The sequence below is a fragment of the Delftia acidovorans NBRC 14950 genome (genome assembly GCF_001598795.1).
Lineage (GTDB): Bacteria > Pseudomonadota > Gammaproteobacteria > Burkholderiales > Burkholderiaceae_C > Comamonas > Comamonas acidovorans.
The window spans coordinates 106,007-132,465 of the sequence record NZ_BCZP01000014.1; the positions used below are offsets into that span (position 1 = coordinate 106,007).

Consider the following 26,459-nt stretch of genomic DNA (forward strand, 5'->3'; position numbering starts at 1 on the left):
CCGGCTGAAAGCCCATGCCGGGAGCATCGGACAGGGACGGGCTCCCGGAAGGCGACCTTCCGGCAGAGGATCTGGTGGCAGAGAACCTGGCGGCAGAAAACCTGGCGATGCTCCCCGCCGCCGTCCATGCCTATCTGGAGCATGTGCGCGTGCAAAAGCGCCTGGCCGACCGCACCTGCGCACTCTATGCGCTGGACATGGCCCGGCTTTGCACCATGGCCCGCGACGCCGGCCAGGAGCTGCTGGCGCTGCAGCCCGCCCACATCCGCCGCTTCGTGGCCCAGATGCATTCCCGGGGCCGCAGCCCGCGCGGCATTGCGCTCATCCTGTCTGGCTGGCGCAGCTTCTTCCGCTGGGCAGCCCAGCAATCGCTGGTGCCCTTCAATCCCGTCGAGGGCGTGCGCGGTCCCAAGGCCCCCAAACCCCTGCCCAAGGCATTGGGCGTGGATGACGCCGTGCAGCTGGCCGCCTTCAGCAACGCCGACGCCGACCCCTGGATCGAGGCACGTGACGCCGCCATCACCGAACTGCTCTACAGCTGCGGCCTGCGCGTGGGCGAGCTGGTGGGCCTGGACGTGGCGCCCGGCCAGGACACGCAGCGCCAGGGCCGTGGCTGGATAGATTTGCAGGCCGCCGATGCCCATGTGCAGGGCAAGGGCGGCAAGCGGCGCACCGTGCCCGTGGGCGCCGCCGCGCTGCAGGCGCTGCAGCGCTGGCTGGCCTTGCGGGAGACGGGCCTGGCTGGCGCGGCCGCGCAGGCTGCGCATCACGAACCCGCACTTTTCATCGGCCGGCGCGGCGAACGCCTGGGCGCGCAGTCGGTCTGGGCCCGGCTGCGCCAGCGCGGCCAGCAGGCCGGGCTGACGGCCGGTGTCCATCCCCATGTGCTGCGGCATTCGTTTGCCAGCCACATGCTGCAGTCCAGCGGGGACCTGCGCGCCGTGCAGGAATTGCTGGGCCACGCCAGCATCTCGACCACGCAGATCTACACGCGCCTGGATTTCCAGCATCTGGCCCAGGCCTACGAGAGCGCCCATCCGCGCGCGCGGCGCCAGAGTGGGGGCGGCAGCGACAGTGGCGATGGCAATGGAGATAGCGATGAAAAGGGCAGCCTCCGATAAAAAAGGCCAAGCCCTCTGGCAAAACAGCACTTGACAGGCTCGCTAAACTTATTCGGAACGTCTTTTCGACAAGGCCCGTCCATGGTGGACGGGCCTTGCCGCTTCCCTTTGCTGAATTTTCTGAAAGCAATCCCATGGCACTGATTCCCGTCACCATCCTCACCGGCTTCCTGGGCTCGGGCAAGACCACGCTGCTCAAGCGCGTGCTCAGCGAGTCCCACGGCATGAAGATCGCCGTGATCGAGAACGAGTTCGGAGAAGAGAACATCGACACCGACATCCTCAGGACGGAGTCCAAGGAGCAGATCCTGCAGATGAGCAACGGCTGCATCTGCTGCACCATCCGCGAAGACCTGCGCGAAACCCTGCAGCTGCTGGCCGCCAAGCGCCGCAAGGGCCTGGTGGAGTTCGACCGCATCGTGATCGAGACCACGGGCCTTGCCGATCCCGGCCCCGTCGCCCAGACCTTCTTCATGGACGACGAGATCGCCGAGACCTATCTGATCGACTCCATCCTCACCCTGGTCGATGCCAAGCACGCCAACCAGCAGCTGGACGACCGCCAGGAGGCGCGCCGCCAGGTCGGCTTTGCCGACCAGCTGTTCCTGTCCAAGACCGACCTGGTCAGCGAGGACGAGAAGAACGCGCTCATCCACCGCCTCAAGCACATGAACCCGCGCGCGCCCATCCGCGCCGTGCATTTCGGCGAAGTGCCCCTGAACGAAGTCTTCGACCTGCGCGGCTTCAACCTCAATGCCAAGCTGGACATCGATCCCGACTTCCTCAAGGAAGACGACCACGACCACGGACATGACCATGGCCACAAGCATGAGCATGACGAGCACTGCGGCCACGACCATGGCCATGAGCACGACGAGAACTGCGGGCACGACCACGCCCATGACCACGAGCATGGCGAGCACTGCAAGCATCCGCACCACCATCACCACGATGACGACGTCAAGAGCTTCGTCTACCGTGCCGACCGTGCCTTTGACCCTGCCCGCCTGGAGGACTTCCTGGGCGCCATCGTCAACATCTACGGCCCGCGCATGCTGCGCTACAAGGGCGTGCTGAACATGCAGGGCACGGAGCGCAAGGTCATTTTCCAGGGCGTGCACCAGCTCATGGGCAGCGACCTGGGACCGCAGTGGGCCGAGGGCGAAAAGCGCCAGAGCAAGATGGTCTTCATTGGCATCGACCTGCCCCAGGACATCTTCCTGCAGGGCCTGGAGCAGTGCCTGGTCTGAGTTTTTTGTGAACCTTTGTGGGCAATCGGATGGCTTCTTGCTGACATCTGAATGACACAGGGGCCGCCCGCATGCGTGGGTGGCCCCTTTGCATTCCTGTGGGGTATGTGCAACGGCTTGCGCTCCTGTAGAGCATCGATACAATCGCGCCCCTGAAGAGAGCCCCCAAGCCCAATGGACTGCCCCGCAGGGGTCGCCCATACCGTGAGGAGACAGCAAGTGAGCGCCGAATCCAGCAAGAAGCCGTCAGTGGCCGCACCGGCCCCGGCTGCAAGCCAGAAGGCCGCGGTCCGCACTGCGGTCGGCGTTGCCGACCTGGTGTCCCTTGCTGACCGCAAAAGGGCTCTTTGCACGCACGGCCGCCGCACGGCCTGGATTGCCGCACCCCGCCGTACGGGAAAGCCGGCAGGTTCCGCAACTGCGGCGATCGGCTGTCCTACACGGCATTCGACCCGGGCGCCCCGATTGACAGTACCATCCATGGCCCCGTCCGAAGCCCTCGGCGCGGACTAAGTTAGCGAAACCAACACTATGCCTACCACTACGCAAACGCCTTCGTCGGGATCGACGAAACGAGACCCCAAGCTGGCCAATGCCTGGAAGACCAAGTCGGTGGAAGAACTGACGGATGCCGAAGTGCTGGCCATGTCGGATGACGAATACATGAATGAGAAGCAGATGGCGTTCTTCCGCCTCAAGCTGCTCACTCTCAAGCACGACATGCACACCAACGCGGGTGAGACGGCAGAAAACCTGCGCGAGGACACCGTGGTGGTTCCCGATCCGGCCGACCGCGCCACCATCGAGGAAGAGCATGCGCTGGAACTGCGCACGCGCGACCGCGAACGCAAGCTGCTCAAGAAGATCGAGCAATCCATTGCACGCATCGACGCAGGCGACTACGGCTACTGCGACGAGACCGGCGAGCCCATCGGCGTGGGCCGCCTGCTGGCCCGCCCCACGGCCACGCTGTCGCTGGAAGCCCAGCAGCGCCGTGAGCTCAAGCAGAAGATGTATGGGGATTGAGTTGCAGCAACGGCCTGCAGGCCGTCGGTGCTAATCTGACTCGCCATGGCAAAAGAAGAGAGCAGCAAATCGGGGGGGTTGTTGTCCAAGGTGGTGCGCTTTGTGCGCCACCCTACGGTCAATTGGTCCGACCTCGACGGCCTGGACGGGGAGCAGGAAAGCCAGTACAGCAAGCAGGCGCTCAAGGAAATGATCGAGCGCAAGCGACGCAACGATTTCGTGCGCAAGCGCGAGTTCGACCAGCTGCGCCGCCTGCGCCAGGCCGAGCTGCAACAGGCCTCCAGGCCGGGGAGCGCACCGGTCGGTGTGCCTGGCCCCGCCGCGCAGGGCTCGCAATTTCTCAGCAGCCTGCTGAGCTCCAAATCCTCCGGTGAACGCGCCGTCACGCTCAAGAAGATCGACGAGATCGAGGCCCAGATGTCCCAGCAATGGTGGCGGGGCAAGCAGGCGGCCGATGCAACCACCATTCCCATGGCGCTGCCTGCGGGCGGCAATCCGGCCCCGGCCTCGTTTCGCAAGCAGCCGCCGCCGTCTGGGCAGATTCCCATGCTCAGCGACGTGGTGCCGCCGGCCATTGCCTCGGCCGGCGACGTGGCAGCCTTTGCCACCACCTTGCCCATGAGCCTGGCACCTGCGCCGCAGGTGCCCTCCGTCTCGACGGCTCCCATCATTGACCCCATGCCCATGGCCCGCCCCCTGCGGCCATTGGAGGGGGCGACCGATTTCCTGCCCGCCTTCGCGGCCACCGAGGTCTCTCCGCCGCAGCCCATGGACATGGTGCCGCCCTGCTTCGTGGTGTTCGAGCACGATCCCGACCTGGAAGAGCCGGCCATCCTCTTTGCCAATGGCGATGTGGATGGTGCCGAGCAGGGCATGCTGGAGCTGATCGACCGGCGCGATGTTCCCGCACAGCTGCCGGTCTGGCTGGCCTTGCTGGACCTGTACCGTGCGGCCGACCGCCCGCTGCAGTTCGACAAGGCGGGCATCGAATTCGCGGCGCGCTTCGGCCGCTCCGCTCCCCAATGGTTTGCGATGCCGCAACAGCGCACCGCCCCCGTGGTGTCCATGCCGGGCGCAGCGGCCGGGCGTGGCTGGCGCTGGAGCGCACCTGCGCAGATCACGCCGAGTGCCGTGACGGCGCTGAAGGCCTCCCAGGCCAAGGCTTCCAGCCCCTGGAGCCTGGACTGGGCTGCCGTGGCCGGCATCGACGATGCGGCGGCCACGCCCCTGGAGGCGCTGCTGCAGCAATGGGCGGGCTCACAGGGTGTGTTCGTGCTGCTCAATGCGGACCGGCTGCTGGCGCTGCTGGGCACGCTGGCTCCCTCGGGCGATTCCAGCGTGGAGACGCTGTGGTGGCGGTTGCGCATGGCGGTGCTGCGTTTGATGAACCGGCAGGATGATTTCGAGCTGGTGGCGCTGGACTACTGCGTCACCTATGAGGTATCGCCTCCCTCGTGGGTGGACCCGGTCTGCCAGTGCCTGACGCAAGCCATCGAAACCGAGGGCGCGGATGCGCCCCTGCAGGCAGGCATTGCTGCCACGGCGGACGCCGTGCGATTTGCGCTGGCCGGCACCATTGAAGGCGATGCCTCCACCTGGCTGGACCCGGTGCAGGAGGGGGCCAGCCTGGGCGAGCCCGTGTTCATCGACTGTACCCAACTGGTGCGCATGGACTTTGCGGCGGCCGGCTCCGTGCTCAACTGGGCTGCCCACATGCAGTCGCTGGGCCATGTGCTGCAGTTCGGCCAGCTGCACCAACTGGTGGCGGTGTTCTTCAACGTGATCGGCATCCACGAGCACGCGCAGGTCACTCCACGGCGCGACTGATCCTGCCGCGCAGCGGCTGCGCCACACCCCTTCCGGCAGGATGGCGCGCTCGCCGCGAAGAGCGCGTGGGCATTCTTTGAGCGGACCCTTGAGAAGGCCGCCTTCGCCCTCATCTGGCACCGCTATGGAACAGTATCACGGCACCACCATCATCAGCGTGCGCCGGCAGACCCCCGAAGGCGTGCAGGTCGCCATCGGTGGCGATGGCCAGGTCACATTGGGCAACATCGTCGTCAAGGGCACGGCACGCAAGGTGCGCAAGCTCTACCACGGCAAGGTGCTTGCCGGCTTTGCCGGCGCCACGGCAGACGCCTTCACGCTGTTCGAGCGCTTCGAGGCCAAGCTGGAAAAGCACCAGGGACACCTGACGCGGGCAGCCATCGAGCTGACCAAGGACTGGCGCACCGACCGCGTGCTGCGCCGTCTGGAGGCCATGCTGGCCGTGGCCGACGCATCGGCCTCGCTGATCATCACCGGCAACGGCGACGTGCTGGAGCCCGAGCAGGGCATCGTGTCCATCGGCTCGGGCGGCGCCTATGCGCACTCGGCGGCCAAGGCGCTGCTGACCAATACCGAGCTGTCGGCCGAGGAGATCGTGCGCAAGTCGCTGGCCATCGCCGGCGAGCTGTGCATCTACACCAACATGCACCACACGGTCGAGACGCTCTGACACCCGCGCGGCGCCGGCTTGCCCAGCAGGCCGGCGATCGAAACGCACGGCATTGAAACTCACAGTCGCCAGCGGCCAGGCAACGGGGCTGGCGGCGCAATGCATCGAATACACACCATGTCCTCTGCCATGACCCCCCAGGAGATCGTCTCCGAACTGGACCGCCACATCGTCGGCCAGGCTGGCGCCAAGCGCGCCGTGGCCATCGCGCTGCGCAACCGCTGGCGCCGCCAGAACGTGGCCGACGGCCTGCGCCAGGAGATCACGCCCAAGAACATCCTCATGATCGGTCCCACAGGCGTGGGCAAGACCGAGATCGCGCGCCGCCTGGCGCGGCTGGCCGATGCGCCCTTCATCAAGGTCGAGGCCACCAAGTTCACCGAAGTGGGCTACGTGGGCAAGGACGTGGATGCCATCATCCGCGACCTGGCAGAGGTGGCCGTCAAGCAGACGCGCGAGGCCGACATGAAGAAGCTGCGCCTGCGCGCCGAAGACGCGGCCGAGGACCGCATCCTCGACGTGCTCGTGCCCCAGGCCCGCAGCGGCGAGGTGGCCGCCGACAACACGGCACGCCAGGTTTTCCGCAAGAAGCTGCGCGAGGGCCAGCTCGACGACAAGGAAATCGAGATCGATGTCGCCGACGCGCCGCCCCAGGTGCAGATCATGGGTCCCCAGGGCATGGAAGAGATGGCCGAGCAGCTGCGCGGCATGTTCAGCCACATGGGCCAGGAAAAGCGCAAGACGCGCAAGCTGCGCATTGCCGAGGCCATGAAGCTGCTGACCGACGAGGAAGCGGCAAAACTGGTCAACGAGGAAGACGTGCGCACCCGCGCCATCGCCAATGCCGAGCAGAACGGCATCGTCTTCATCGACGAGATCGACAAGGTGGCCACGCGCCAGGAAACCAGCGGCTCCGACATCTCGCGCCAGGGCGTGCAGCGCGACCTGCTGCCCCTGGTCGAAGGCACCAGCGTCTCCACCAAGTACGGCGTGGTCAAGACCGACCACATCCTGTTCATCGCCTCGGGCGCCTTCCACCTGTCCAAGCCCAGCGACCTCATCCCCGAGCTGCAAGGGCGCTTCCCGATCCGCGTGGAGCTGGACTCGCTGTCGGTCCAGGACTTCGAGGCCATTCTCACCCAGACCCATGCCTCCCTGGTCAAGCAGTACCAGGCGCTGCTGGCCACCGAAGGCGTCACGCTGGAATTCACGCCCGAAGGCATCACCCGGCTCGCCGGCATCGCCTTCGATGTCAACGAGCGCACCGAGAACATCGGCGCGCGCCGCCTGTCCACCGTGCTCGAGCGCCTGCTGGACGAGGTCAGCTTCGACGCGGCCAATCTGTCGGGCCAGACCATCTCCATCGACGCGGTCTACGTGGACCAGCGTCTGCAGTCCCTGAGCCAGGACGAAGACCTCTCGCGCTTCATCCTCTGAAACGGGCCGGCTGCCGCGCAGCCGCCACCGAAGTGACTGCCCGCATTGCCGGGCAGTCACTTTTTGTAGGAGGGTTGCCCGAGTTGCAACCGGTCGCCGGCGAATTGAATCGTTGCAATTGCGTGCAGGCTTTGAGAGATCACTTGCAGTCAGTCCTCTAAGTACTTGTAAAGCCAGGGATTTTTGTCACCACTCACATTGCATTCGGCTTCTAAGTTGTTGATTTCATTGCAAATAATTGTCCATTCCCGGGTTGTGAAACACCAAATTGCTGCTACAGTGCAAAAAAGTGCAATTAAGTGGTGAAAGTTGCCTTTGTGCCCCGATTTCCGGGACGCGATGGCTCCAACCGACCGGGGTGACTGACCGTGTTTCAAGGGGCGTCCTCGCTGAATCTCGATGGAAAGGGGCGGCTGTCTGTGCCGACCCGGCATCGTGACGCCCTTGTGGCCATGGCCCAGGGCCAGGTCACCCTCACCAAACATCCCCACGGTTGCCTGATGCTGTTCCCGCGCACGGAGTGGCTGCAGTTTCGCGAGCGGATCGCGCAGCTGCCCATGTCGGCGCAGTGGTGGAAGCGCATCTTCCTGGGTAACGCCATGGACGTGGACATGGATGCCACCGGCCGCGTGCTGGTGTCGCCCGAGCTGCGTGAAGCCGTGGGTCTGACCAAGGAGGTCGTGCTGCTGGGCATGGGTAACCATTTCGAGCTGTGGGACAAGGCCACTTATGAGGCACATGAAGCGAAGGCCATGCAGGAAGAAATGCCTGCGGCCTTCCAGGATTTTGCTTTCTAGGAAAGAGGCGTTTTCTTGAATCAGCCGTTGCAACACATCACCGTTTTGCTCGACGAGGCCGTCGATGCGCTGCTGGACGGCGCCGCACAGCCCGTTGCCGGGCAATGGGTGGACGCGACCTTCGGGCGAGGCGGGCATTCCCGGCGCATCCTGCAGCGGCTGGGGCCGGATGGGGCCTTGCTGGCGTTCGACAAGGACCCGGACGCGATCGAAGAGGCAGCGCGCATCACCGATGCGCGTTTTTCGATTCGGCACGAAGGGTTTCGCCACCTCAGCGAGCTGCCGGCCGGCAGCGTGCAGGGCGTGCTGATGGACCTGGGCGTGAGCTCTCCCCAGATCGACAACCCCGAGCGTGGCTTCAGCTTCCGCTTCGAGGGTCCGCTGGACATGCGCATGGACACCACGCGCGGCCAGAGCGTGGCGGACTGGCTGGCGGAAGCCGATGCCCAGCAGATTGCGGAGGTGATACGTGACTACGGCGAAGAACGGTTTGCTGGCCCCATTGCAAAGGCGATTGTTGCTCGGCGCGAAAGCCAGGGGCCCCTTCGCAACACCGCGGAGCTTGCCGAGCTCGTGGCTGGCGCGGTCCGGACCCGCGAGGCTGGGCAGAACCCAGCGACACGCACATTCCAGGCTCTTCGGATTTTCATCAATGCCGAGCTTGAAGAGCTCGAACAGGCGCTAGAGGCCAGCCTGCGCGTGCTGGCGCCGGGCGGACGCCTGGTGGTGATCAGCTTCCACTCGCTGGAGGACCGCATCGTCAAGCAGTTCATCGCCAAGCACTCCAAGGAAGTCTATGACCGGCGCGCACCCTTTGCCGTGCCCACGCCCATGCGCCTTGAAGCACTGGGCCGCATCAAGCCCAGCGAGGCCGAGGTCGCCGCCAATGCGCGCTCGCGCTCGGCCGTGATGCGCGTGGCCCGCCGCACCGGGGTGCCTGCATGAAGCGCATGCACCGTCTGGCGCAAGAGGAGGGCGTGGCATGCTGCGCCTGAACCTCGTGCTGCTGCTGGCGGTGATGGCCAGCGCCATCTTCCTGGTGCACAACCAGTACGAATCGCGCCGCCTGTTCACCGAACTGGACCGCGCCGTGGCCGAGTCGCGCCGCCTGGCCACCGAGCAGCAGCGCCTGCAGGTGGAAAAGCGTGCCCAGGCCACGCCACAGCGCATCGAGGTCATGGCGCGCGAGCGCCTGCAGATGAAGCCGGCCACGCCGGCCATCGCCCAGTACGTCAATGACGATGCGCGCACCGGAGTGGCTCCATGACGCGCAGCGTGCTCTACACCTCCAGCCCCTTGCTGGCGTCCAAGACACCCCTGTGGCGCAGCAAGATGATCGTGGCCATGCTGGGCCTGGGCTTTGTCGGCCTGGGCGCGCGCGCAGCCTACGTGCAGGTGTTCGGCAACGACTTCTTTCAGCGCCAGGGCCAGGTGCGCTTTGCGCGCACGCTGGAGCTGCCGGCCAACCGCGGCCGCCTGCTGGACCGCAATGGACTGATCCTGGCCTCCAGCGTGCCGGCCGCCAGCATCTGGGCCATTCCCGAAGATGTCGAGCAGGACGACCCCGAGGTCAAGGCCAAGCTCAAGCAGCTGGCCGCGCTCATGGAGATGCCGCTGCCCGCGCTGATGGAAAAGCTGGCCGACGAGGACAAGACCTTCGTCTGGATCAAGCGCCAGCTCGACTGGGACGTTGGCCAGCAGATCCATGCCCTCAACATCAAGGGCATCTACCAGCGCAAGGAATACAAGCGCCAGTACCCGGAAGGCGAATCGGCCGCCCACATCGTGGGCTTCACCAATGTGGAAGACCATGGCCAGGAAGGCATGGAGCTGGCCTTCGACAAGGAGCTCGGCGGCAAGCCCGGCTCGCGCCGCGTGATCAAGGACCGCCTGGGCCGCGTGGTCGAGGGCGTGGGCGAGGAAGTGCCGCCTCAGGACGGCCGCGACATCCAGCTGTCCGTGGACAGCAAGGTCCAGTACTTCGCCTACCAGAAGCTCAAGGAGCAGGTCATCGCGCACAAGGCCAAGGCGGGCAGCGTGGTGGTCATGGATGCGCACACTGGCGAATTGCTGGCGCTGGCCAACTACCCCAGCTACGTGCCCGACAAGCGCAAGAACCTGACGGGCGAGCAGCTGCGCAACCGCGCCATCACCGACACCTTCGAGCCCGGCTCGACCATGAAGCCCATCACCATCGGCCTGGCGCTGGAGTCGGGCCGCTTCAAGCCGGAAACGCCCATCGACACCACGCCGGGCCGCGTCAACGTCACGGGCTCGACGATTTCCGACACCCACAACTACGGCCTGCTCACCGTGGCCGGCGTGATCCAGAAGTCCAGCAACGTGGGCACGACCAAGATCGCGCTGCAGATGCCGGCCAAGGAAATGTGGGAAACCTTCTCGGCCGTGGGCTTCGGCCAGAAGCCGCAGATCTCCTTCCCCGGCGCCGCCAGCGGTCGCCTGCGTCCCTACAAGACCTGGAGGCCGGTGGAGCAGGCCACCATGGGCTATGGCTATGGCCTGTCCGCCAGCCTGCTGCAGATGACGCGCAGCTACACCGTCTTTGCCAACGGCGGGCGCGTGATCCCGGCCACCATGGTCAAGACCGACGAGCCGCCCGTGGGCGTGCCCGTGTTCTCTCCACGCACGGCCAACGAGGTGCGCAAGATGCTGGCCCTGGCGGCCGGCCCCGGTGGCACGGGCCAGCGCGCCCAGACCATCGGCTACTCGGTGGGCGGCAAGTCGGGCACGGCCCGCAAGCAGCAGGGCAAGGGCTATGCCGCCGGCAAGTACCGCGCCTGGTTCACGGGCATGGCGCCCATCGAGAACCCGCGCATCATCGTCGCCGTGATGGTGGACGAGCCCAGTGCCGGCACCATCTACGGCGGCACCGTGGCGGCACCCGTGTTCAGTGAAGTGGTGCAGCAGACGCTGCGCCTGATGGGCGTGCAGCCCGATATGGAAGTCAAGCCCTTGATCGTCGCCAACCCCGTGGAGGAGCCCTCGCTATGAGTTCCTCCCAAGCCCTGCGGGTGCTGTCCACGGCCACCGAGGCTGTCCAATGGCTGGCCGCCCGCCTGCAAGGCAGCGGCACGCTGCAGACCGACAGCCGCAAGGTCCGGCCCGGCGACGCCTTCATCGCCTGGCCCGGCGCGGCCACCGATGGCCGCGCCCATGTGGCCTCGGCCCTGGAGCGCGGTGCCATGGCCTGCCTGGTCGAAGCGCAGGGTGTCGAAGCCTTCGGTTTTTCCGGCGAGCACATCGCGGCGCTGCCCGGCCTCAAGGCCGCTACGGGCCTGATCGCCGACCAGTGGTTCCAGCATCCCAGCGCCCAGATCGACGTGCTGGCCGTGACCGGCACCAACGGCAAGACCACCACCGCCTGGTGGCTGGCGCACGCGCTGGCCCAGGTGAAGCTGCAGGAACGCAGCGGCTGCGCCCTGGTGGGCACGCTGGGCGTGGGCATTCCGCCCGCCATGGAATCCACGGGCATGACCACGCCCGACCCGGTGCGGCTGCAGCGTGCGTTCCGCGAGTACGCCGATGCGGGCCTGGCGGCCTGCGCCATCGAGGCGTCGTCCATCGGCATCGTCGAGCACCGGCTGGACGGCACGCGCATCCGCGTGGCGCTGTTCACCAATTTCACGCAGGACCACCTCGACTACCACGGCAGCATGCAGGCCTACTGGGATGCCAAGGCCGCGCTGTTCGACTGGCCCGGCCTGCAGGGCGCCGTCGTCAATGTGGACGACGCGCATGGCGCACGCCTGTGGGCCACGCTGCAGTCGCGCAAGCAGCCTGCCGCGCTCGACGTCTGGAGCATTTCCATCGAAGGCGCGGCGCGCCTGCAGGCCAAGGACATTGCGCTGGGTGCCGAGGGCCTGAGCTTCACCGTGATCGAGGCCGGCCACAGCCTGCGCATGCACACGCGCATGGTGGGCCAGTACAACGTATCCAACCTGCTGGGCGTGCTGGCCGCGCTGCGCTGCCTGGGCCTGACCCTGGACCAGGCCGTTGCGGCCTGCGCCCACCTGGAGCCCGTGCCCGGCCGCATGCAGCAGATCGTTCAGCCCGGCCAGCCGCTGGTGGCCGTGGACTACGCCCACACGCCCGATGCGCTGGACAAGGCCCTGCGCGCCCTGCGCCCGGCCGCCGAGCAGCGCCGTGGCCGGCTGTGGTGCGTGTTCGGCTGCGGCGGCGACCGCGATGCCACCAAGCGGCCGCTCATGGGGCAGGCCGCCCAGAAGAATGCCGACTGTGTGCTGGTCACCAGCGACAACCCGCGCAGCGAAGTGCCCGACCGCATCATCGACCAGATCCTGGCCGGCATGCAGCCGGGCGAAAACCTGCAGTCCCAGGCCGATCGCGCAGCGGCCATCGCCCAGGCGATTGCGCACGCCAGCGAACGCGACGTGGTGCTGATCGCCGGCAAGGGACATGAGGACTACCAGGAGACGGCGGGCCAGCGCCATCCGTTCTCCGACATGGCCGAGGCGCACAAGGCGCTGGCGGCCCGCGAAGGAAAGAAGCGGTCATGATGACCTTGCAACAAGCGCTGGAGCTGATCCAGTCGCATATCCCCCAGGCACGGCTGGTCGGCAACGGCCAGACCGTGCTCACGCGCGTGCACACCGACACCCGCACGCTGCAGGCCGGGGATCTGTTCGTCGCCTTGAAGGGCGAGCGTTTCGATGCCAACCAGTTCCTGGTCCAGGCCCGCGAGGCCGGCGCTGCCGCAGCCCTGGCCCATGGCGGCCTGGAGGCCGCAGGCCTGTCCGGCATCGAGGTGCCCGATTCGCTGGCCGCCCTGGGTGCGCTGGCCACGGCCTGGCGCGCGCGCTTTGCGTTGCCGCTGATTGCCGTCACCGGCAGCAACGGCAAGACCACGGTCACGCAGATGGTGGCCTCCATCCTGCGCGCCCACGCGGGCGAGGCGGCCCTGGCTACGCGCGGCAACTTCAACAACTCCATCGGCCTGCCGCTGAGCCTGATGCGCATGACCGCCCAGCACCGCGTGGCCGTGCTGGAGATGGGCATGAACCATCCCGGCGAGATTGCCGAGCTGGCCGCCATCGGCCAGCCCACGGTGGCTCTGGTCAACAACGCGCAGCGCGAGCACCAGGAATTCATGCACACGGTCGAGGCCGTGGCGCGCGAGAACGGCAGCGTGCTGCTGTCCCTGCCCGCCGACGGCGTGGCCGTGTTCCCGGCCGGCGACACCTACACGCCGCTGTGGCGCGAGCTGGCCGCTGCGCGCCAGTGCCTGCTGTTCGGCGAGTCTGCCGATGGCGCCCAGGTCCATGCGCGCGATGCGCTGTGGCTGGGCGATGCCTGGCAGTTCACCCTGGTCACGCCCGAGGGCGAGGCCCCGGTACGCCTGCACATTGCCGGCCGCCACAACGTGCGCAATGCGCTGGCCGCTGCGGCCTGCGCCCAGGCAGCCGGTGTGCCGCTGGCCGACATTGCACGCGGCCTGAGCGTGTTCGAGCCCGTGCAGGGCCGCTCGCGCGCACTGGGCGTTTCGGTGCAGGGCCGCACGGTCACCGTGATCGACGACAGCTACAACGCCAATCCCGACTCGGTGGCCGCGGCCATCGAGGTGCTGCGCGAACTGCCCGCTCCCCAGCTGCTGGTGCTGGGCGACATGGGCGAGGTCGGCGACCAGGGGCCGCAATTCCATGCCGAGGCTGGCGCGCTGGCGCGCAGCCTGGGCATTGCCCGGCTGTTCACGCTGGGCGCGCAAAGCACATTCGCCGCCACCGCATTCGGTGCAGGTGCGCGGCATTTCGAAGACATGGCCTCGCTGCAGCAGGCAGCCTGTGCCGCGCTGCCCGAGGTGGGCAGCATTCTGGTCAAGGGTTCGAGGTTCATGAAGATGGAGCAGGTGGTTCAGGCGGTCGAGGCGGCCGGCAAGGATGACGGTTGCAAGCAGGAGGCCGCATGCTGCTGATGCTGTCCCAATGGCTGCAGGGCCTGTCCCCCGAGTTCGGCTTTCTGCGCGTCTTCCAGTACCTCACGATGCGCGCCGTGATGGCCGCGCTCACGGCCCTGGTCATCGGACTGCTGGCCGGGCCGCGCCTGATCCGCATGCTGACCTCGCTCAAGATCGGCCAGCCCGTGCGCGGCTACGGCATGGAGACCCATCTGGCCAAGAGCGGCACGCCCACCATGGGCGGGGCGCTGATCCTGCTGTCCATTGCCGTTTCCACGCTGCTGTGGTTCGACCTGTCCAACCGCTTCGTCTGGATCGTGCTGCTGGTCACGCTGGGCTTTGGCACCATCGGATGGGTGGACGACTGGCGCAAGGTGGTCAACAAGGACCCCGAAGGCATGCGCTCGGGCGAGAAGTATTTCTGGCAGTCCGTCATCGGCCTGCTGGCCGCGCTGTACCTGGTGTTCTGCATTTCCGAGAACTCCAATGCCCAGGTCTTCGAGCTGTTCGTCACCTGGGTGCAGTCCGGCTTTGCGCTGGACCTGCCGCCCAAGGCGGGCCTGCTCGTGCCTTTCTTCAAGGAAGTCAGCTACCCGCTGGGCGTGCTGGGCTTCGTGATCATGACCTACCTGGTCATCGTGGGCGCCAGCAATGCCGTGAACCTGACCGACGGGCTGGACGGCCTGGCGATCATGCCCGTGATCATGGTGGGCTCGGCCCTGGGCATCTTCGCCTACGTCACCGGCAATGCCGGCTACGCCAAGTACCTGCTGTTCCCGCACATCCCGGGTTCGGGCGAGCTGCTGGTGTACTGCGCGGCCATGGCCGGCGCGGGCCTCGCCTTCCTCTGGTTCAACGCCCACCCGGCCCAGGTGTTCATGGGCGACGTGGGTGCGCTGGCGCTGGGCGCCTCGCTGGGCACCATTGCCGTCATCGTGCGCCAGGAAATCGTGCTGGCCATCATGGGCGGCATCTTCGTGGTGGAGGCGCTGTCGGTGATGCTGCAGGTCACCTGGTTCAAGTTCACCAAGAAGCGCTACGGCCAGGGACGCCGCCTGCTCAAGATGGCGCCGCTGCACCACCACTTTGAAAAGAGTGGCTGGAAGGAGACCCAGGTCGTGATCCGCTTCTGGATCATCACCATGCTGCTGTGCCTGTTGGGCCTGTCCACGCTGAAGCTGAGGTGAGTGCATGAACACCGAAGACTTCAAGACCGACCTCCACGCACTGCCGGCCACCGAGCCCGCCGTTCCGGCGTCCCCTGCCGAGCTTGTCGAGCTGGCGGACCCGGCCGGAATGCCGGGCCTCGCTCCCGAGGGGCAGGTGGTTGCGGACCCGGTCCTGGACGATTCACCGGCTCCCGTGCCAGTTGGCGACGGCGAGGCGGAGCCTCCGGCCGCCGAGGTGCCGCCGGCGCCGCAGGTGCCTGTGGCCCTTGCCGAGCCCGTGCCCGACATCGCCACGCTGACGGCGGCCAAGGATGCTGCGGCCTTCGTGGCCCAGATCTTTGCGGACCCCAGCATCTCCGACTCGTCCGATGCCGAGGTCACGCCCCTTGCCGCCGAAGAGGCGGTTGAATCCGAACAGGTGCTGCCGCCCGTGGCTGCCGGCTGGCCCGGCGAGCAGGTCCAGCACCTGCAGGGCCAGCGCGTGCTCGTGCTGGGTCTGGGTGCCTCGGGCCTGGCCATGGCACGCTGGTGCGTGCGCTGCGGCGCCGAAGTCATCGTGGCCGATACGCGCCAGGCGCCGCCCCAGCTGCAGCAGCTGTCCACCGAATTGCCTCAGGTGCGCTTCGTGCCCGGCGAGTTCACGGCGCAGCTGGTGGACGGCCAGAGCCTGGGCTTGGTCTACCGCTCGCCCGGCCTGAGCCCGGCCGCCGTGGCGCCCGTGGTCGATACCGCGCGCGCCCAGGGCCTGCCCGTGGGCGGCGAACTCGATCTCTTCGCCATGGCGCTCAAGGCCCTGGCCGCAGCCCATGGCTACCGTCCCACGGTGCTGGGCATCACCGGGACCAATGGGAAGACCACGGTCACCTCGCTGACCGGCCAACTGCTGGAGCATGCGGGCCTGCGCGTGGCCGTGGCCGGCAATATCGGCCCCACGCTGCTGGACACGCTGACCCAGGCCATCGATGCCGAAACGCTGCCCCAGGCCTGGGTGCTGGAGCTGTCCAGCTTCCAGCTCGATGGCGTGCAGATGTTCGAGCCCACGGCCGCCGCCGTGCTCAACATCACCCAGGACCATCTGGACTGGCACGGCAGCCTGCGCGCCTATGCCGATGCCAAGGCCTGCATCTTCGGCAGCAGCGGCACCATGGTGCTCAACCGCGAAGACCCCGAGGTCATGCGCATGCTGCCGGCGCCCGTGGTGCCGCCGGGCAAGCGCCAAAAGCCCCAGCAGCGCGCCCACATCACCTTCGGCGGCGACATGCCGCGCCGCCCCGGCGACTTCGGCCTGGAAGTGGTCAGCGGCATGACGTGGCTGGTGCGCGCCCATGAGGCCGACGAAACCGCCAAGGGCAAGAACGCCGAAGACCTGTACATCCAGCGCCTCATGCCTGCCGACGCACTGCGCATCCGCGGCCGGCACAACGCCATCAACGCCCTGTCCGCCCTGGCCCTGGCCAGCGCGGGTGGCTGCACGCTGGCGCCGCTGCTCTATGGACTGCGTGAGTACCGGGGCGAGCCGCACCGCGTCCAGCCCATTGGCCGCGTCAACGGCGTGGAGTACTACGACGACAGCAAGGGCACGAACGTGGGCGCCACCGTGGCCGCGCTGTCCGGCCTGGGACCTGACCACCGCATCGTGGTCATCCTGGGTGGCGATGGCAAGGGCCAGGATTTCTCCCCGCTGGTCGCGCCCGTGTCGCGCCATGTGCGCACGGCCGTGCTGATCGGTCGCGACGCCGGCCGCATCCGCGCCGCCCTGCAGGACTGCGGCGTGCCCCTGGTCGATGCCACCACCATGGCCGACGCCGTGGAGCTGGCCGCCTCGCGCGCCCATGAGGGCGATGCCGTGCTGCTGTCGCCCGCCTGTGCCAGCCTGGACATGTTTCGCAACTACGAGGACCGGGCCCACCAGTTCGTCGATGCCGTGCGCGCGCTGGCGCTGGATGCCGGGCATGAACTCGGAGGTGCTGCATGACCGCCGTATCGCAGGTCCTGGGCCGCATGCGCTCCTGGTTCGGAGGTGCGCAGGAGAAGGCCATCGACGTGCTGCCCGTGCGCCTGGGCGGTCCCCAGTACCACCGGCCCACGCAGACGCCGGCCAGCGTGCTCGGCCTGGACCAGGCCCTGATCTGGGTGGTCATAGGCCTGCTGGCCTGGAGCCTGATCATGGTGTATTCGGCGTCGATCGCCATGCCGGACAACCCGCGCTTCGGCAAGATCGCGCCCACCCATTTCCTGATGCGCCATGCCATGTCCATCGGCATGGCCTTCGTCGGCGCGCTGCTGGCCTTCCAGGTGTCCATGGCCACCTGGGAGCGCATGGCGCGCAAGCTCTTCCTGGTGTCCCTGGTCCTCCTGGTGGCCGTGCTGATCCCGCACGTGGGCACCGTGGTCAACGGCGCGCGGCGCTGGCTGTCGCTGGGCATCATGAATTTCCAGCCGTCCGAACTGGCCAAGTTTGCCGTGCTCATCTATGCGGCCGACTACATGGTGCGCAAGATGGAGGTCAAGGAGCGCTTCTTCCGCGCCGTGCTGCCCATGGGGCTGGCCGTGGTGCTGGTCGGCGTGCTGCTGCTGGCTGAGCCCGACATGGGCGCCTTCATGGTGATCGTGGTGATCGCCATGGGCATCCTGTTCCTGGGCGGTGTCAACGCACGCATGTTCTTCCTGATCGCGGCCCTGGTGGTGCTGGCCTTCGTGCTGATCATCGCCACCTCCGAATGGCGGCGCGAGCGCATCTTTGCCTACCTCAATCCCTGGGACGAAAAGCATGCCCTGGGCAAGGGCTACCAGCTGTCGCATGCGCTGATCGCCATCGGTCGCGGCGAGATCTTCGGCGTGGGCCTGGGCCGCAGCGTCGAGAAGCTGCACTGGCTGCCCGAGGCGCACACCGACTTCCTGCTGGCCGTGATCGGCGAGGAATTCGGCCTGGTCGGCGTGCTCTTGATCGCCGTCACCTTCCTGTGGCTGACGCGCCGCATCATGCTCATAGGGCGGCAGGCCATTGCGCTGGACCGGGTGTTCTCCGGCCTGGTGGCCGAGGGCATTGCGATCTGGATGGGTTTCCAGGCCTTCATCAACATGGGCGTGAACCTGGGCGCGCTGCCGACCAAGGGGCTGACGCTGCCCCTGATGAGTTTCGGGGGCTCGGCCATTTTGATGAATCTGATAGCGATAGCGGTGGTGTTAAGGGTGGACTACGAGAACAAGTTGCTGATGAAGGGAGGGCATGCATGACACAGCAGCCCATCTCCCAAGGCACGCAACGCCAGCGCACGGCCCTGATCATGGCCGGCGGCACGGGCGGACATATCTTCCCGGGCCTGGCCGTAGCCCAGGCCCTGCGCGAGCGCGGCTGGAACGTGCGCTGGCTGGGCGCGCCCGGCTCCATGGAGTCGCGCATCGTGCCGGCCCAGGGCTTCCCGCTGGAGACCATCGAGTTCTCGGGCGTGCGCGGCAAGGGCATCATGACCCTGGCCTTTTTGCCCATGCGCCTGCTGCGTGCCTTCTGGCAGGCGCTGGCCGTGGTGCGCCGCGTCAAGCCCGACGTGGTGGTCGGTCTGGGTGGCTACATCAGCTTCCCCGGTGGAATGATGGCCGTGCTGGCCGGCAAACCCCTGGTGCTGCATGAGCAGAACTCCGTGGCCGGCATGGCCAACAAGGTGCTGGCCAGCGTCTCCCACCGCATCTTCACCGCCTTCCCCAACGTGTTCCCCAAGGGCCGCTGGGTCGGCAACCCCTTGCGCCAGGCCTTCACCGAGCAGCCCGCGCCCGAGCAGCGCTTTGCGGGCCGCAGCGGTCCGCTGCGCCTGCTGGTGGTGGGCGGAAGCCTGGGCGCCAAGGCGCTCAACGAGATCGTGCCGCAGGCGCTGGCCCTGATTCCTGCCGATGTGCGGCCCGTCGTGCTGCACCAAAGCGGCGCCGCGCAGATCGATGCCCTGCGCGCCAACTACGCGGCGGCAGGCGTGCAGGCCGAGCTGACGCCCTTCATTGACGATACGGCGCGCGCCTTTGCCGAGGCCGATGTCATCGTCTGCCGTGCTGGCGCCAGCACGGTCACCGAGATCGCGGCCGTGGGCGCCGCAGCCATCTATGTGCCCTTCCCGTCCGCCGTGGACGACCACCAGACCACGAACGCGCGTTTCCTGGTCGATGCCGGTGGTGGATGGTTGATGCAACAAAGCGCACTGACTGCCCAAAGCCTGGCCGAAATGCTACAAAATATGCAGCGTGCGACGCTGCTGGAGCGCGCTGGAAAAGCCAAGAAAATGCAAAAGACCGATGCCACCGCCGAGGTGGTCGCCGCCTGTGAGGAACTGGCCGCATGAAGCACGCCATTCATCACATCCATTTCGTCGGCATCGGCGGCGCCGGAATGAGCGGCATCGCCGAGGTGCTGCACAACCTGGGTTACGCCATCTCGGGCTCGGACCTGTCCGACAGCGCCACGCTGCGCCGGCTCGCCGGCCTGGGCATCGCCACCCACGTCGGCCATGCGGCCGCGCACATCGAAGGGGCTGACGCCGTCGTCACCTCCACCGCCGTGCAGTCCGACAATCCCGAGGTGCTGGCCGCGCGCGAGCGCAAGATTCCCGTCGTGCCGCGTGCGCTCATGCTGGCCGAGCTCATGCGCTTCAAGCAGGGCATCGCCATCGCGGGTGCCCATGGCAAGACCACGACCACCAGCCTGGTGACCAGCGTGCTGGCCGAGGCCGGGCTGGACCCGACCTTCGTCATCGGCGGCAAGCTCAACAGCGCGGGCGCCAACGCCAAGCTGGGCCAGGGCGACTACATCGTGGTCGAGGCCGACGAGTCCGATGCCTCCTTCCTGAACCTGCTGCCCGTGATGGCCGTCGTCACCAACATCGACGCCGACCACATGGAAACCTACGGCCATGACTTCGGCCGGCTCAAGGGCGCCTTCGTCGATTTCCTGCACCGCATGCCGTTCTACGGCCGCGCTATCGTCTGCGTGGACAGCCCGGCCGTGCGCGAGATCCTGCCCCAGGTGGCCCGCCCCGTGACCACCTACGGCTTTGCCGAGGACGCACAGGTGCGCGCCCTCAACGTGCGCGCCGAAGCTGGCAGCATGCATTTCACGGTGCGCCGCAGCAACGGCCAGAGCTATCCCGACCTGGACGTGGTGCTGAGCCTGCCGGGCGAGCACAACGTGCTCAACGCGCTGTCGGCCGTGGCCGTGGCCATGGAGCTGGAGATCTCCGACGACGCGCTGCTGCGTGCCTTCGAAAGCTTCAAGGGCGTGGGCCGGCGCTTCCAGCGCTATGGCGAACTGGCGACTGCCGACGGCGGCAGCTTCACCGTCATCGACGACTATGGCCACCACCCCGTCGAGATGGCGGCCACGCTGGCCGCCGCGCGCGGCGCCTTCCCGGGCCGTCGCCTGGTGCTGGCATTCCAGCCGCACCGCTACAGCCGCACGCGCGACTGCTTCGAGGATTTCGTCAAGGTCATCGGCCTGGCCGACGCCGTGCTGCTGACCGAGGTCTATGCGGCCGGCGAGGCGCCCGTGGTGGCGGCCGACGGCCGCTCGCTGACACGCGCCCTGCGCGTGGCCGGTCGTGTCGAGCCGGTGTTTGTGGAAAACGTTGCCGAGCTGCCGGCGGCCATTGCCGTCAATGCCCGCGATGGCGACGTGTTGTTGTGCATGGGGGCAGGCTCGATTGGCGCCGTGCCCGGAAAGTTGGTTGAAATGCTTCAGAAACAAGAGCTGCAGGCGCAGCAGGGAGCTGCGCAATGAGCAGCTTCGGCACCCAGATCGATGTCAAGGCCCTGGGCAAGGTGGCCGTGCTGTTGGGCGGCCGCTCGGCCGAGCGCGAGGTCTCGCTGATGTCGGGCACGGGCGTGCTCAAGGCCCTGCTGTCGCATGGCGTGGACGCCCATGCCTTCGACCCCGCCGAGCGTGACCTGGGCGAGTTGAAGAAGGACGGGTTCGACCGCTGCTTCATCGCGCTGCACGGCCGCTACGGCGAAGACGGTACGGTGCAGGGCGCGCTGGAGCTGCTGGGCATCCCGTACACGGGCCCCGGCGTGATGGCCTCCAGCATCGCCATGGACAAGATCATGACCAAGCGCATCTGGCGCTTCGAGGGCCTGCCCACGCCGGACTGGCGTCTGGTCGCCAGCGCAGACGAGACGCGCGCCGCGCTGCAGGCGCTGGGCGCGCCCATGATCGTCAAGCCCTCGCGCGAGGGCTCGACCATCGGCCTGACCAAGGTCTGGACGGCCGAGGAATGCGAGCAGGCCTATGTGCTGGCCTCCCGCTACGACCCCGAAGTGCTCTGCGAAGAGTTCATCGAAGGCGACGAGACCACCTGCCCCGTGCTCGGCACCGGCGAGGGCGCCCATGCGCTGCCCGTGATCCGCATCGTCGCCCCCGAAGGCAACTACGACTACCAGAACAAGTACTTCACCGACGACACCAAGTACCACTGCCCCAGCGGACTGCCTGTCGAGGAAGAGGCCGAGATCCGGCGCATCGTCGTGCGGGCCTTCCGCACGCTGGGCTGCCGCGGCTGGTCGCGCGCCGACATCATGATCCGCGCCAGCGATCGCAAGCCCTTCCTGCTGGAGATCAACACCTCGCCGGGCATGACGGGCCACTCGCTGGTGCCCATGTCGGCCCGCGCCATCGGCGTGAGCTACGAAAACCTCTGCCTGGGCATCCTGGCCAGCGCCGCGCTGGACGCCGCGCAACCGGAGCAGGAGCACGCATGAGCTACTCCCTGCCGGCCCCCTTCGACGTCAAGCTCATGAACGTGACCGCCACGGTCCTGTTCGTGGGCGTGGCTGCGCTGGGGCTGGCAGCGGTGAGCTGGTGGGCGCTGCGCCACCCGGCCTTCAACATCGGCCGCATCGTGGTCGAGGGCGAGCTGGTGCACAACAACACGGTGACGCTGCGCGCCAACGTGGCGCCCGTGCTCACGGGCAACTTCTTCACCGTGGACCTCAAGGGGGCCAAGGCGGCATTCGAGCAGGTGCCCTGGGTGCGCGAGGCGCAGGTGCGCCGCGACTATCCCAACAGCCTGCGCGTCATCCTGCACGAGCATGTGGCCGAGGCCTTCTGGGGCCCCGATTCGGGCACCGGCCTGATCAACAGCTTTGGCGAGGTCTTCGAGGCCAACCTGGGCGAGCTCGACCGCGACGGCCTGCCGCGCCTGCAGGGCCCCGAGGACAGCGCCCCGCAGATGCTGCAGATGTACCGGCTGCTGGTGCCGGCGCTGGGGCCGCTGGATGTGGAGATCGATGGGCTCACGCTCAATGCGCGCGGAAGCTGGCAGCTCAGGCTGGCCAATGATGCACAGATCGAACTGGGTGGCGGCAGCGTGGAAGCCGTGCTGCAGCGCGTGCAGCGCTTCGTGCGCACGCTGCCCCAGATCACGACCCAATACAAGCGCAAGGCCGACGCCATCGAGTCGGCCGACCTGCGCTACGAAGACGGATATGCGCTGAGGCTGCGCGGTGTGACCACCGGCACGGCCAAGGCGCCGGCTGCAGTGCGTCCCCGACGCTGAAGACGAGGGAGGAAAGACCTATGTACACGCACACCATGCAGCGACACAGCGACAGGACAGAACCAACCGGGGGCGGATGCTGATATGGCAAGAGAATACAAAGATGTGATCGTCGGACTGGACATCGGCACGGCCAAGGTCATGGTCGTGGTCGCCGAGGTCCTGTACAACGGCGAACTCAAGCTCGCCGGCCTCGGCGTGGCCCCGAGCAACGGACTCAAGCGGGGCGTGGTGGTGAACATCGACGCCACCGTGCAGAGCATCCAGCAGGCCTTGAAAGAGGCCGAGCTGATGGCCGACTGCAAGATCCAGCGCGTGTGCACCGGCATCACCGGCAGCCACATCCGCGGCCTGAACTCCAGCGGCATGGTGGCCATCAAGGACAAGGAAGTCACGGCCACCGACGTGGCGCGCGTGATGGAGACGGCCAAGGCCATCAACATCTCCTCGGACCAGCGGCTGCTGCTGGTCGAGCCGCAGGAATTCGTGATCGACGGCCAGGAAGTGCGCGAGCCCATCGGCATGAGCGGCATCCGCCTGGAGGCCAAGATCCACATCGTCACGGGCGCGCAGAGCGCGGCCGAGAACATCATCAAGTGCGTGCGCCGCTGCGGCCTGGAGGTCGAGCAGCTGCTGCTCAACCCGCTGGCATCGAGCCAGGCCGTGCTCACCGACGACGAGCGCGAGCTGGGCGTGGCCGTGGTCGATATCGGCGCGGGCGCCACCGACGTGGCCATCTTCACGGGCGGCGCCATCCGGCACACGGCCGTCATCCCGATCGCGGGCGACCTGATCACCAGCGACATCGCCATGGCGCTGCGCACACCGACCAAGGACGCCGAGGACATCAAGGTCGAAAGCGGCTATGCCAAGCAACTGCTGGCCGACCCCGATGCCCAGGTCGAAGTGCCGGGCCTGGGCGACCGCAGCCCGCGCATGATCAGCAAGCAGGCGCTGGCCGGCGTGATCGAGCCGCGCGTGGAAGAGATCTTTTCTTTGGTGCAGCAGGTGGTGCGCGATTCCGGCTACGAGGAAGTTCTGTCCTCGGGCATCGTGCTGACCGGCGGCAGCGCCGTCATGCCGGGCATGGTGGAACTGGGCGAGGACATCTTCCTCAAGCCCGTGCGCCGCGGCATCCCCAAGTATTCGAGCGCTCTGGCAGACATGGTGGCCCAACCCCGCGCCGCCACCGTGATGGGATTGCTCGAAGAGGCCCGCCTGGCTCGCCTGCGCGGTTTCAAGGTGGCACAAAAGAGTGGGTCGATGAAGACCGCTTTTGGCCGTTTCAAAGACTTCATCGTGGGGAACTTTTGATATGTGCTTTCATCGACTGCGCATTACCGGCCCGCCCACCGGCTTCCGAATACCGGACAGAAGACAGAATTTTCCCCAGACGGTGGTGACCACTTACAGAGAGCTACAGGAGAACCAACATGCCCATCGACATGATTGAAGTTGAAGAATTCAACCAGGGTACGCAGATCAAGGTGATCGGCGTTGGCGGCGGCGGCGGCAATGCCGTCGAGCACATGATTGCGCGCAACGTGCAGGGTGTGGAATTCGTCTGCGCCAACACCGACGCGCAGGCGCTGCTGCGCAGCAGCGCCCACCGCACCATCCAGCTCGGTGGCAGCGGCCTGGGCGCGGGCAGCAAGCCCGACAAGGGCCGCGAGGCTGCCGAAATGGCCGAGGACGACATCCGCACCGCCATCGAAGGCGCGCACATGCTGTTCATCACGGCCGGCATGGGCGGCGGCACGGGCACGGGCGCTGCGCCCGTGATCGCGCGCGTGGCCAAGGAAATGGGCATTCTCACCGTGGGCGTGGTCACCAAGCCCTTCGAGTGGGAAGGCGGCCGACGCATGGCCAACGCCGACAGCGGCCTCAACGAGCTCGAAGCCAATGTCGATTCGCTGATCGTCGTGCTCAACGAGAAGCTGCTGGACGTGCTGGGTGACGACATCTCGCAGGACGAGGCCTTTGCCCATGCCAACGACGTTCTCAAGAACGCCGTGGGCGGCATTGCCGAGATCATCAACGAGTACGGCCATGTGAACGTCGACTTCGAAGACGTGCGCACCGTCATGGGCGAGCCCGGCAAGGCCATGATGGGCACGGCCAAGGCCGCCGGCCCCGACCGCGCGCGCATCGCCGCCGAGCAGGCCGTGGCCTGCCCGCTGCTGGAAGGCATCGACCTGTCGGGCGCCAAGGGCGTGCTGGTGCTGGTCACGGCCGCCAAGGGCAGCCTCAAGCTGTCCGAGTCGCGCCTGGCCATGAGCACCATCAATGCCTATGCCTCGCCCGACGCGCACGTGATCTACGGCGCCGCCTACGACGACACCCTGGGCGACGAGATCCGCGTCACCGTGGTCGCCACCGGCCTGTCGCGCCCCAGCGCACGCCGCCAGAACATGCAGGTGGTGCAGGGCGGTCTGCGCACCGGTACCGACAACATGAGCTACCAGCTGCCCTCGGCCTCCATGGGTGCCGCCACGGCAGCCGGCGGCCTGGTCGGCGGTGCCGCCGGCGGTGCCGACTATGCCAACAACATGTCGGTCCCCAGCGTCTGGCGTACCAACCGCACGCAGGCCGCTGCCCGCGTCGATGCCCTGGCCTCCGGCGGCATGGACGATCTGGAAATCCCGGCCTTCCTGCGCAAGCAGGCTGACTGAGCAGCGGCCCATACGGTCGCTGCATAGCCGTGATAGCGAAAGCCGTGCCAGGGCCATGCCCTGCGCACGGCTGCCGCGTTCTAAAATAGCCGGATGCTCCAACAACGCACCATCAAGACGATCACCCGTGCCGTTGGCGTGGGCCTGCACAGCGGCCAGCGCGTCGAATTGACGCTGCGACCCGCGCAGCCCGACACCGGCATCGTGTTCCGTCGCGTGGACCTGCCGGAGCCTGTGGACATCCCGATCTCGGCCGAAGCCGTCACCGACACGCGCATGGCCTCCACCATCGGCACCGGCGGCGCCAAGGTGCATACCGTGGAGCACCTGATGTCGGCCATTGCCGGCCTCGGGCTCGACAACATCTATATAGACATCACCGCCGAGGAAGTGCCCATCCTCGACGGCTCCTCAGCCTCCTTCGTGTTCCTGCTGCAAAGCGCGGGCATCGAGCTGCAAAAGGCTCCCAAGCGCTTCATCCGCGTCATCCGCCCCGTCGAGGTGCGCGAGGGCGAGGGCCAGAACCTCAAGTGGGCACGCTTCGACCCCTACCACGGCTTCAAGCTGCGCTTCGAGATCGACTTCGCCCATCCGGCCGTGGACTCCACGGGCCAGTGCGTGGAGTTCGACATGGGCGAGGACAACTACACGCGCGACATCGCACGCGCGCGCACCTTCGGCTTCACCAAGGACGTGGAAATGCTGCGCAGCCATGGCCTGGCGCTGGGCGGCGGCATGGACAACGCCATCGTCATGGACGACTACAAGGTGCTCAACAGCGACGGCCTGCGCTACGACGACGAGTTCGCCAAGCACAAGATCCTCGACGCCATCGGCGACCTGTACCTGATCGGCAGGCCGCTGCTGGCCGCCTACAGCGCCTTCCGCTCGGGCCACGGCATGAACAACCAGTTGCTGCGTGCCCTGCTGGCCCAGCCCGACGCCTGGGAACTGGTCAGCTTCGACAGCGAGCGCCAGGCACCCAAGGGCTTCGCCCAGCCCGCGCGGGCCTGGTGAGGCGAGCGC

Annotated in this window: 22 protein-coding genes; all 22 read left to right on the plus strand. The window is 67.1% G+C overall.

Translation table 11 applies throughout. The features are described 5' to 3' along the window. Positions 1 to 14 precede the first annotated feature (14 nt). The 22 genes from DA1_RS18535 to lpxC all read left to right on the plus strand — a co-directional run bounded on the left by DA1_RS18535 (position 15) and on the right by lpxC (position 26,450). Positions 15 to 1,121: a tyrosine recombinase XerC gene (locus DA1_RS18535; RefSeq protein WP_051940530.1), complete on the plus strand. Its 1,107-nt coding sequence runs from the start codon at positions 15 to 17 to the stop codon at positions 1,119 to 1,121. A 134-nt stretch (positions 1,122 to 1,255) separates the two neighbouring features. After that, positions 1,256 to 2,371, plus strand: a complete 1,116-nt coding sequence (locus DA1_RS18540) for a CobW family GTP-binding protein (RefSeq protein WP_013804115.1) — start codon at positions 1,256 to 1,258, stop codon at positions 2,369 to 2,371. A gap of 531 nt (positions 2,372 to 2,902) precedes the next feature. Then, the gene (gene dksA / locus DA1_RS18545) at positions 2,903 to 3,397 is read left to right on the plus strand and encodes an RNA polymerase-binding protein DksA (RefSeq protein ID WP_012203387.1); all 495 of its coding nucleotides are present in this window, start codon (positions 2,903 to 2,905) and stop codon (positions 3,395 to 3,397) included. Positions 3,398 to 3,442: 45 nt separating this feature from the next. Then, the gene (locus DA1_RS18550) at positions 3,443 to 5,224 is read left to right on the plus strand and encodes an STAS domain-containing protein (protein ID WP_051940535.1); all 1,782 of its coding nucleotides are present in this window, start codon (positions 3,443 to 3,445) and stop codon (positions 5,222 to 5,224) included. A 124-nt stretch (positions 5,225 to 5,348) separates the two neighbouring features. Beyond that, on the plus strand, positions 5,349 to 5,894 hold the full coding sequence (gene hslV, locus DA1_RS18555) for an ATP-dependent protease subunit HslV (protein ID WP_012203389.1): 546 nt from the start codon (positions 5,349 to 5,351) through the stop codon (positions 5,892 to 5,894). A gap of 117 nt (positions 5,895 to 6,011) precedes the next feature. Continuing rightward, positions 6,012 to 7,331 (plus strand): ATP-dependent protease ATPase subunit HslU, encoded by a 1,320-nt coding sequence (hslU, locus tag DA1_RS18560; protein WP_174549404.1) that lies wholly within the window; start codon positions 6,012 to 6,014, stop codon positions 7,329 to 7,331. A 368-nt stretch (positions 7,332 to 7,699) separates the two neighbouring features. Continuing rightward, positions 7,700 to 8,128 (plus strand): division/cell wall cluster transcriptional repressor MraZ, encoded by a 429-nt coding sequence (mraZ, locus tag DA1_RS18565; protein WP_012203391.1) that lies wholly within the window; start codon positions 7,700 to 7,702, stop codon positions 8,126 to 8,128. Positions 8,129 to 8,143: 15 nt separating this feature from the next. Further along, complete coding sequence (rsmH, locus tag DA1_RS18570; RefSeq protein ID WP_012203392.1) at positions 8,144 to 9,073, plus strand: 16S rRNA (cytosine(1402)-N(4))-methyltransferase RsmH; 930 nt, start codon at positions 8,144 to 8,146, stop codon at positions 9,071 to 9,073. Between the two features lie 37 nt (positions 9,074 to 9,110). Continuing rightward, complete coding sequence (gene ftsL / locus DA1_RS18575; RefSeq protein ID WP_012203393.1) at positions 9,111 to 9,395, plus strand: cell division protein FtsL; 285 nt, start codon at positions 9,111 to 9,113, stop codon at positions 9,393 to 9,395. Next, entirely contained in the window at positions 9,392 to 11,140 is a 1,749-nt protein-coding gene (locus tag DA1_RS18580) for a peptidoglycan D,D-transpeptidase FtsI family protein (RefSeq protein WP_013804112.1), read from the plus strand. Before ftsL ends, DA1_RS18580 begins: the two co-directional genes overlap by 4 nt. Then, complete coding sequence (locus DA1_RS18585) at positions 11,137 to 12,666, plus strand: UDP-N-acetylmuramoyl-L-alanyl-D-glutamate--2,6-diaminopimelate ligase (RefSeq protein ID WP_034390485.1); 1,530 nt, start codon at positions 11,137 to 11,139, stop codon at positions 12,664 to 12,666. The genes DA1_RS18580 and DA1_RS18585 overlap by 4 nt, the downstream gene beginning before the upstream one ends. Continuing rightward, the gene (locus tag DA1_RS18590; protein WP_034390487.1) at positions 12,663 to 14,078 is read left to right on the plus strand and encodes a UDP-N-acetylmuramoyl-tripeptide--D-alanyl-D-alanine ligase; all 1,416 of its coding nucleotides are present in this window, start codon (positions 12,663 to 12,665) and stop codon (positions 14,076 to 14,078) included. Before DA1_RS18585 ends, DA1_RS18590 begins: the two co-directional genes overlap by 4 nt. After that, positions 14,069 to 15,247 (plus strand): phospho-N-acetylmuramoyl-pentapeptide-transferase, encoded by a 1,179-nt coding sequence (gene mraY, locus DA1_RS18595; RefSeq protein ID WP_012203397.1) that lies wholly within the window; start codon positions 14,069 to 14,071, stop codon positions 15,245 to 15,247. Before DA1_RS18590 ends, mraY begins: the two co-directional genes overlap by 10 nt. 4 nt (positions 15,248 to 15,251) lie before the next feature. Then, the gene (gene murD, locus DA1_RS18600; protein ID WP_034390489.1) at positions 15,252 to 17,204 is read left to right on the plus strand and encodes a UDP-N-acetylmuramoyl-L-alanine--D-glutamate ligase; all 1,953 of its coding nucleotides are present in this window, start codon (positions 15,252 to 15,254) and stop codon (positions 17,202 to 17,204) included. Further along, positions 17,201 to 18,466 (plus strand): putative lipid II flippase FtsW, encoded by a 1,266-nt coding sequence (ftsW, locus tag DA1_RS18605; RefSeq protein ID WP_012203399.1) that lies wholly within the window; start codon positions 17,201 to 17,203, stop codon positions 18,464 to 18,466. Before murD ends, ftsW begins: the two co-directional genes overlap by 4 nt. Continuing rightward, complete coding sequence (gene murG, locus DA1_RS18610; protein ID WP_034390492.1) at positions 18,463 to 19,557, plus strand: undecaprenyldiphospho-muramoylpentapeptide beta-N-acetylglucosaminyltransferase; 1,095 nt, start codon at positions 18,463 to 18,465, stop codon at positions 19,555 to 19,557. The genes ftsW and murG overlap by 4 nt, the downstream gene beginning before the upstream one ends. Beyond that, positions 19,554 to 20,987, plus strand: a complete 1,434-nt coding sequence (gene murC / locus DA1_RS18615) for a UDP-N-acetylmuramate--L-alanine ligase (RefSeq protein WP_034390494.1) — start codon at positions 19,554 to 19,556, stop codon at positions 20,985 to 20,987. The genes murG and murC overlap by 4 nt, the downstream gene beginning before the upstream one ends. Further along, positions 20,984 to 21,964, plus strand: coding sequence for a D-alanine--D-alanine ligase (locus DA1_RS18620; RefSeq protein WP_034390496.1), 981 nt, complete (start codon positions 20,984 to 20,986; stop codon positions 21,962 to 21,964). Before murC ends, DA1_RS18620 begins: the two co-directional genes overlap by 4 nt. Further along, the gene (locus DA1_RS18625) at positions 21,961 to 22,761 is read left to right on the plus strand and encodes a cell division protein FtsQ/DivIB (RefSeq protein ID WP_013804104.1); all 801 of its coding nucleotides are present in this window, start codon (positions 21,961 to 21,963) and stop codon (positions 22,759 to 22,761) included. Before DA1_RS18620 ends, DA1_RS18625 begins: the two co-directional genes overlap by 4 nt. An 84-nt stretch (positions 22,762 to 22,845) precedes the next feature. Next, the gene (gene ftsA, locus DA1_RS18630) at positions 22,846 to 24,075 is read left to right on the plus strand and encodes a cell division protein FtsA (protein ID WP_012203404.1); all 1,230 of its coding nucleotides are present in this window, start codon (positions 22,846 to 22,848) and stop codon (positions 24,073 to 24,075) included. Between the two features lie 119 nt (positions 24,076 to 24,194). After that, positions 24,195 to 25,433 carry a cell division protein FtsZ gene (ftsZ, locus tag DA1_RS18635; protein WP_012203405.1) on the plus strand — a complete coding sequence of 413 codons (1,239 nt, stop codon included), beginning with the start codon at positions 24,195 to 24,197 and terminating at the stop codon, positions 25,431 to 25,433. 93 nt (positions 25,434 to 25,526) lie between these two features. Beyond that, on the plus strand, positions 25,527 to 26,450 hold the full coding sequence (gene lpxC / locus DA1_RS18640; protein ID WP_012203406.1) for a UDP-3-O-acyl-N-acetylglucosamine deacetylase: 924 nt from the start codon (positions 25,527 to 25,529) through the stop codon (positions 26,448 to 26,450). Positions 26,451 to 26,459 lie beyond the last annotated feature (9 nt).

Bases quoted from the DNA above. Each gene is read 5' to 3' on its own strand.
- DA1_RS18535 (WP_051940530.1), top strand. From the start codon at position 15: ATGCCGGGAGCATCGGACAGGGACGGGCTCCCGGAAGGCGACCTTCCG.
- DA1_RS18540 (WP_013804115.1), top strand. From the start codon at position 1,256: ATGGCACTGATTCCCGTCACCATCCTCACCGGCTTCCTGGGCTCGGGC.
- dksA (WP_012203387.1), top strand. From the start codon at position 2,903: ATGCCTACCACTACGCAAACGCCTTCGTCGGGATCGACGAAACGAGAC.
- DA1_RS18550 (WP_051940535.1), top strand. From the start codon at position 3,443: ATGGCAAAAGAAGAGAGCAGCAAATCGGGGGGGTTGTTGTCCAAGGTG.
- hslV (WP_012203389.1), top strand. From the start codon at position 5,349: ATGGAACAGTATCACGGCACCACCATCATCAGCGTGCGCCGGCAGACC.
- hslU (WP_174549404.1), top strand. From the start codon at position 6,012: ATGTCCTCTGCCATGACCCCCCAGGAGATCGTCTCCGAACTGGACCGC.
- ftsL (WP_012203393.1), top strand. From the start codon at position 9,111: ATGCTGCGCCTGAACCTCGTGCTGCTGCTGGCGGTGATGGCCAGCGCC.
- DA1_RS18580 (WP_013804112.1), top strand. From the start codon at position 9,392: ATGACGCGCAGCGTGCTCTACACCTCCAGCCCCTTGCTGGCGTCCAAG.
- DA1_RS18585 (WP_034390485.1), top strand. From the start codon at position 11,137: ATGAGTTCCTCCCAAGCCCTGCGGGTGCTGTCCACGGCCACCGAGGCT.
- DA1_RS18590 (WP_034390487.1), top strand. From the start codon at position 12,663: ATGATGACCTTGCAACAAGCGCTGGAGCTGATCCAGTCGCATATCCCC.
- mraY (WP_012203397.1), top strand. From the start codon at position 14,069: ATGCTGCTGATGCTGTCCCAATGGCTGCAGGGCCTGTCCCCCGAGTTC.
- murD (WP_034390489.1), top strand. From the start codon at position 15,252: ATGAACACCGAAGACTTCAAGACCGACCTCCACGCACTGCCGGCCACC.
- ftsW (WP_012203399.1), top strand. From the start codon at position 17,201: ATGACCGCCGTATCGCAGGTCCTGGGCCGCATGCGCTCCTGGTTCGGA.
- murG (WP_034390492.1), top strand. From the start codon at position 18,463: ATGACACAGCAGCCCATCTCCCAAGGCACGCAACGCCAGCGCACGGCC.
- murC (WP_034390494.1), top strand. From the start codon at position 19,554: ATGAAGCACGCCATTCATCACATCCATTTCGTCGGCATCGGCGGCGCC.
- DA1_RS18620 (WP_034390496.1), top strand. From the start codon at position 20,984: ATGAGCAGCTTCGGCACCCAGATCGATGTCAAGGCCCTGGGCAAGGTG.
- DA1_RS18625 (WP_013804104.1), top strand. From the start codon at position 21,961: ATGAGCTACTCCCTGCCGGCCCCCTTCGACGTCAAGCTCATGAACGTG.
- ftsA (WP_012203404.1), top strand. From the start codon at position 22,846: ATGGCAAGAGAATACAAAGATGTGATCGTCGGACTGGACATCGGCACG.
- ftsZ (WP_012203405.1), top strand. From the start codon at position 24,195: ATGCCCATCGACATGATTGAAGTTGAAGAATTCAACCAGGGTACGCAG.
- lpxC (WP_012203406.1), top strand. From the start codon at position 25,527: ATGCTCCAACAACGCACCATCAAGACGATCACCCGTGCCGTTGGCGTG.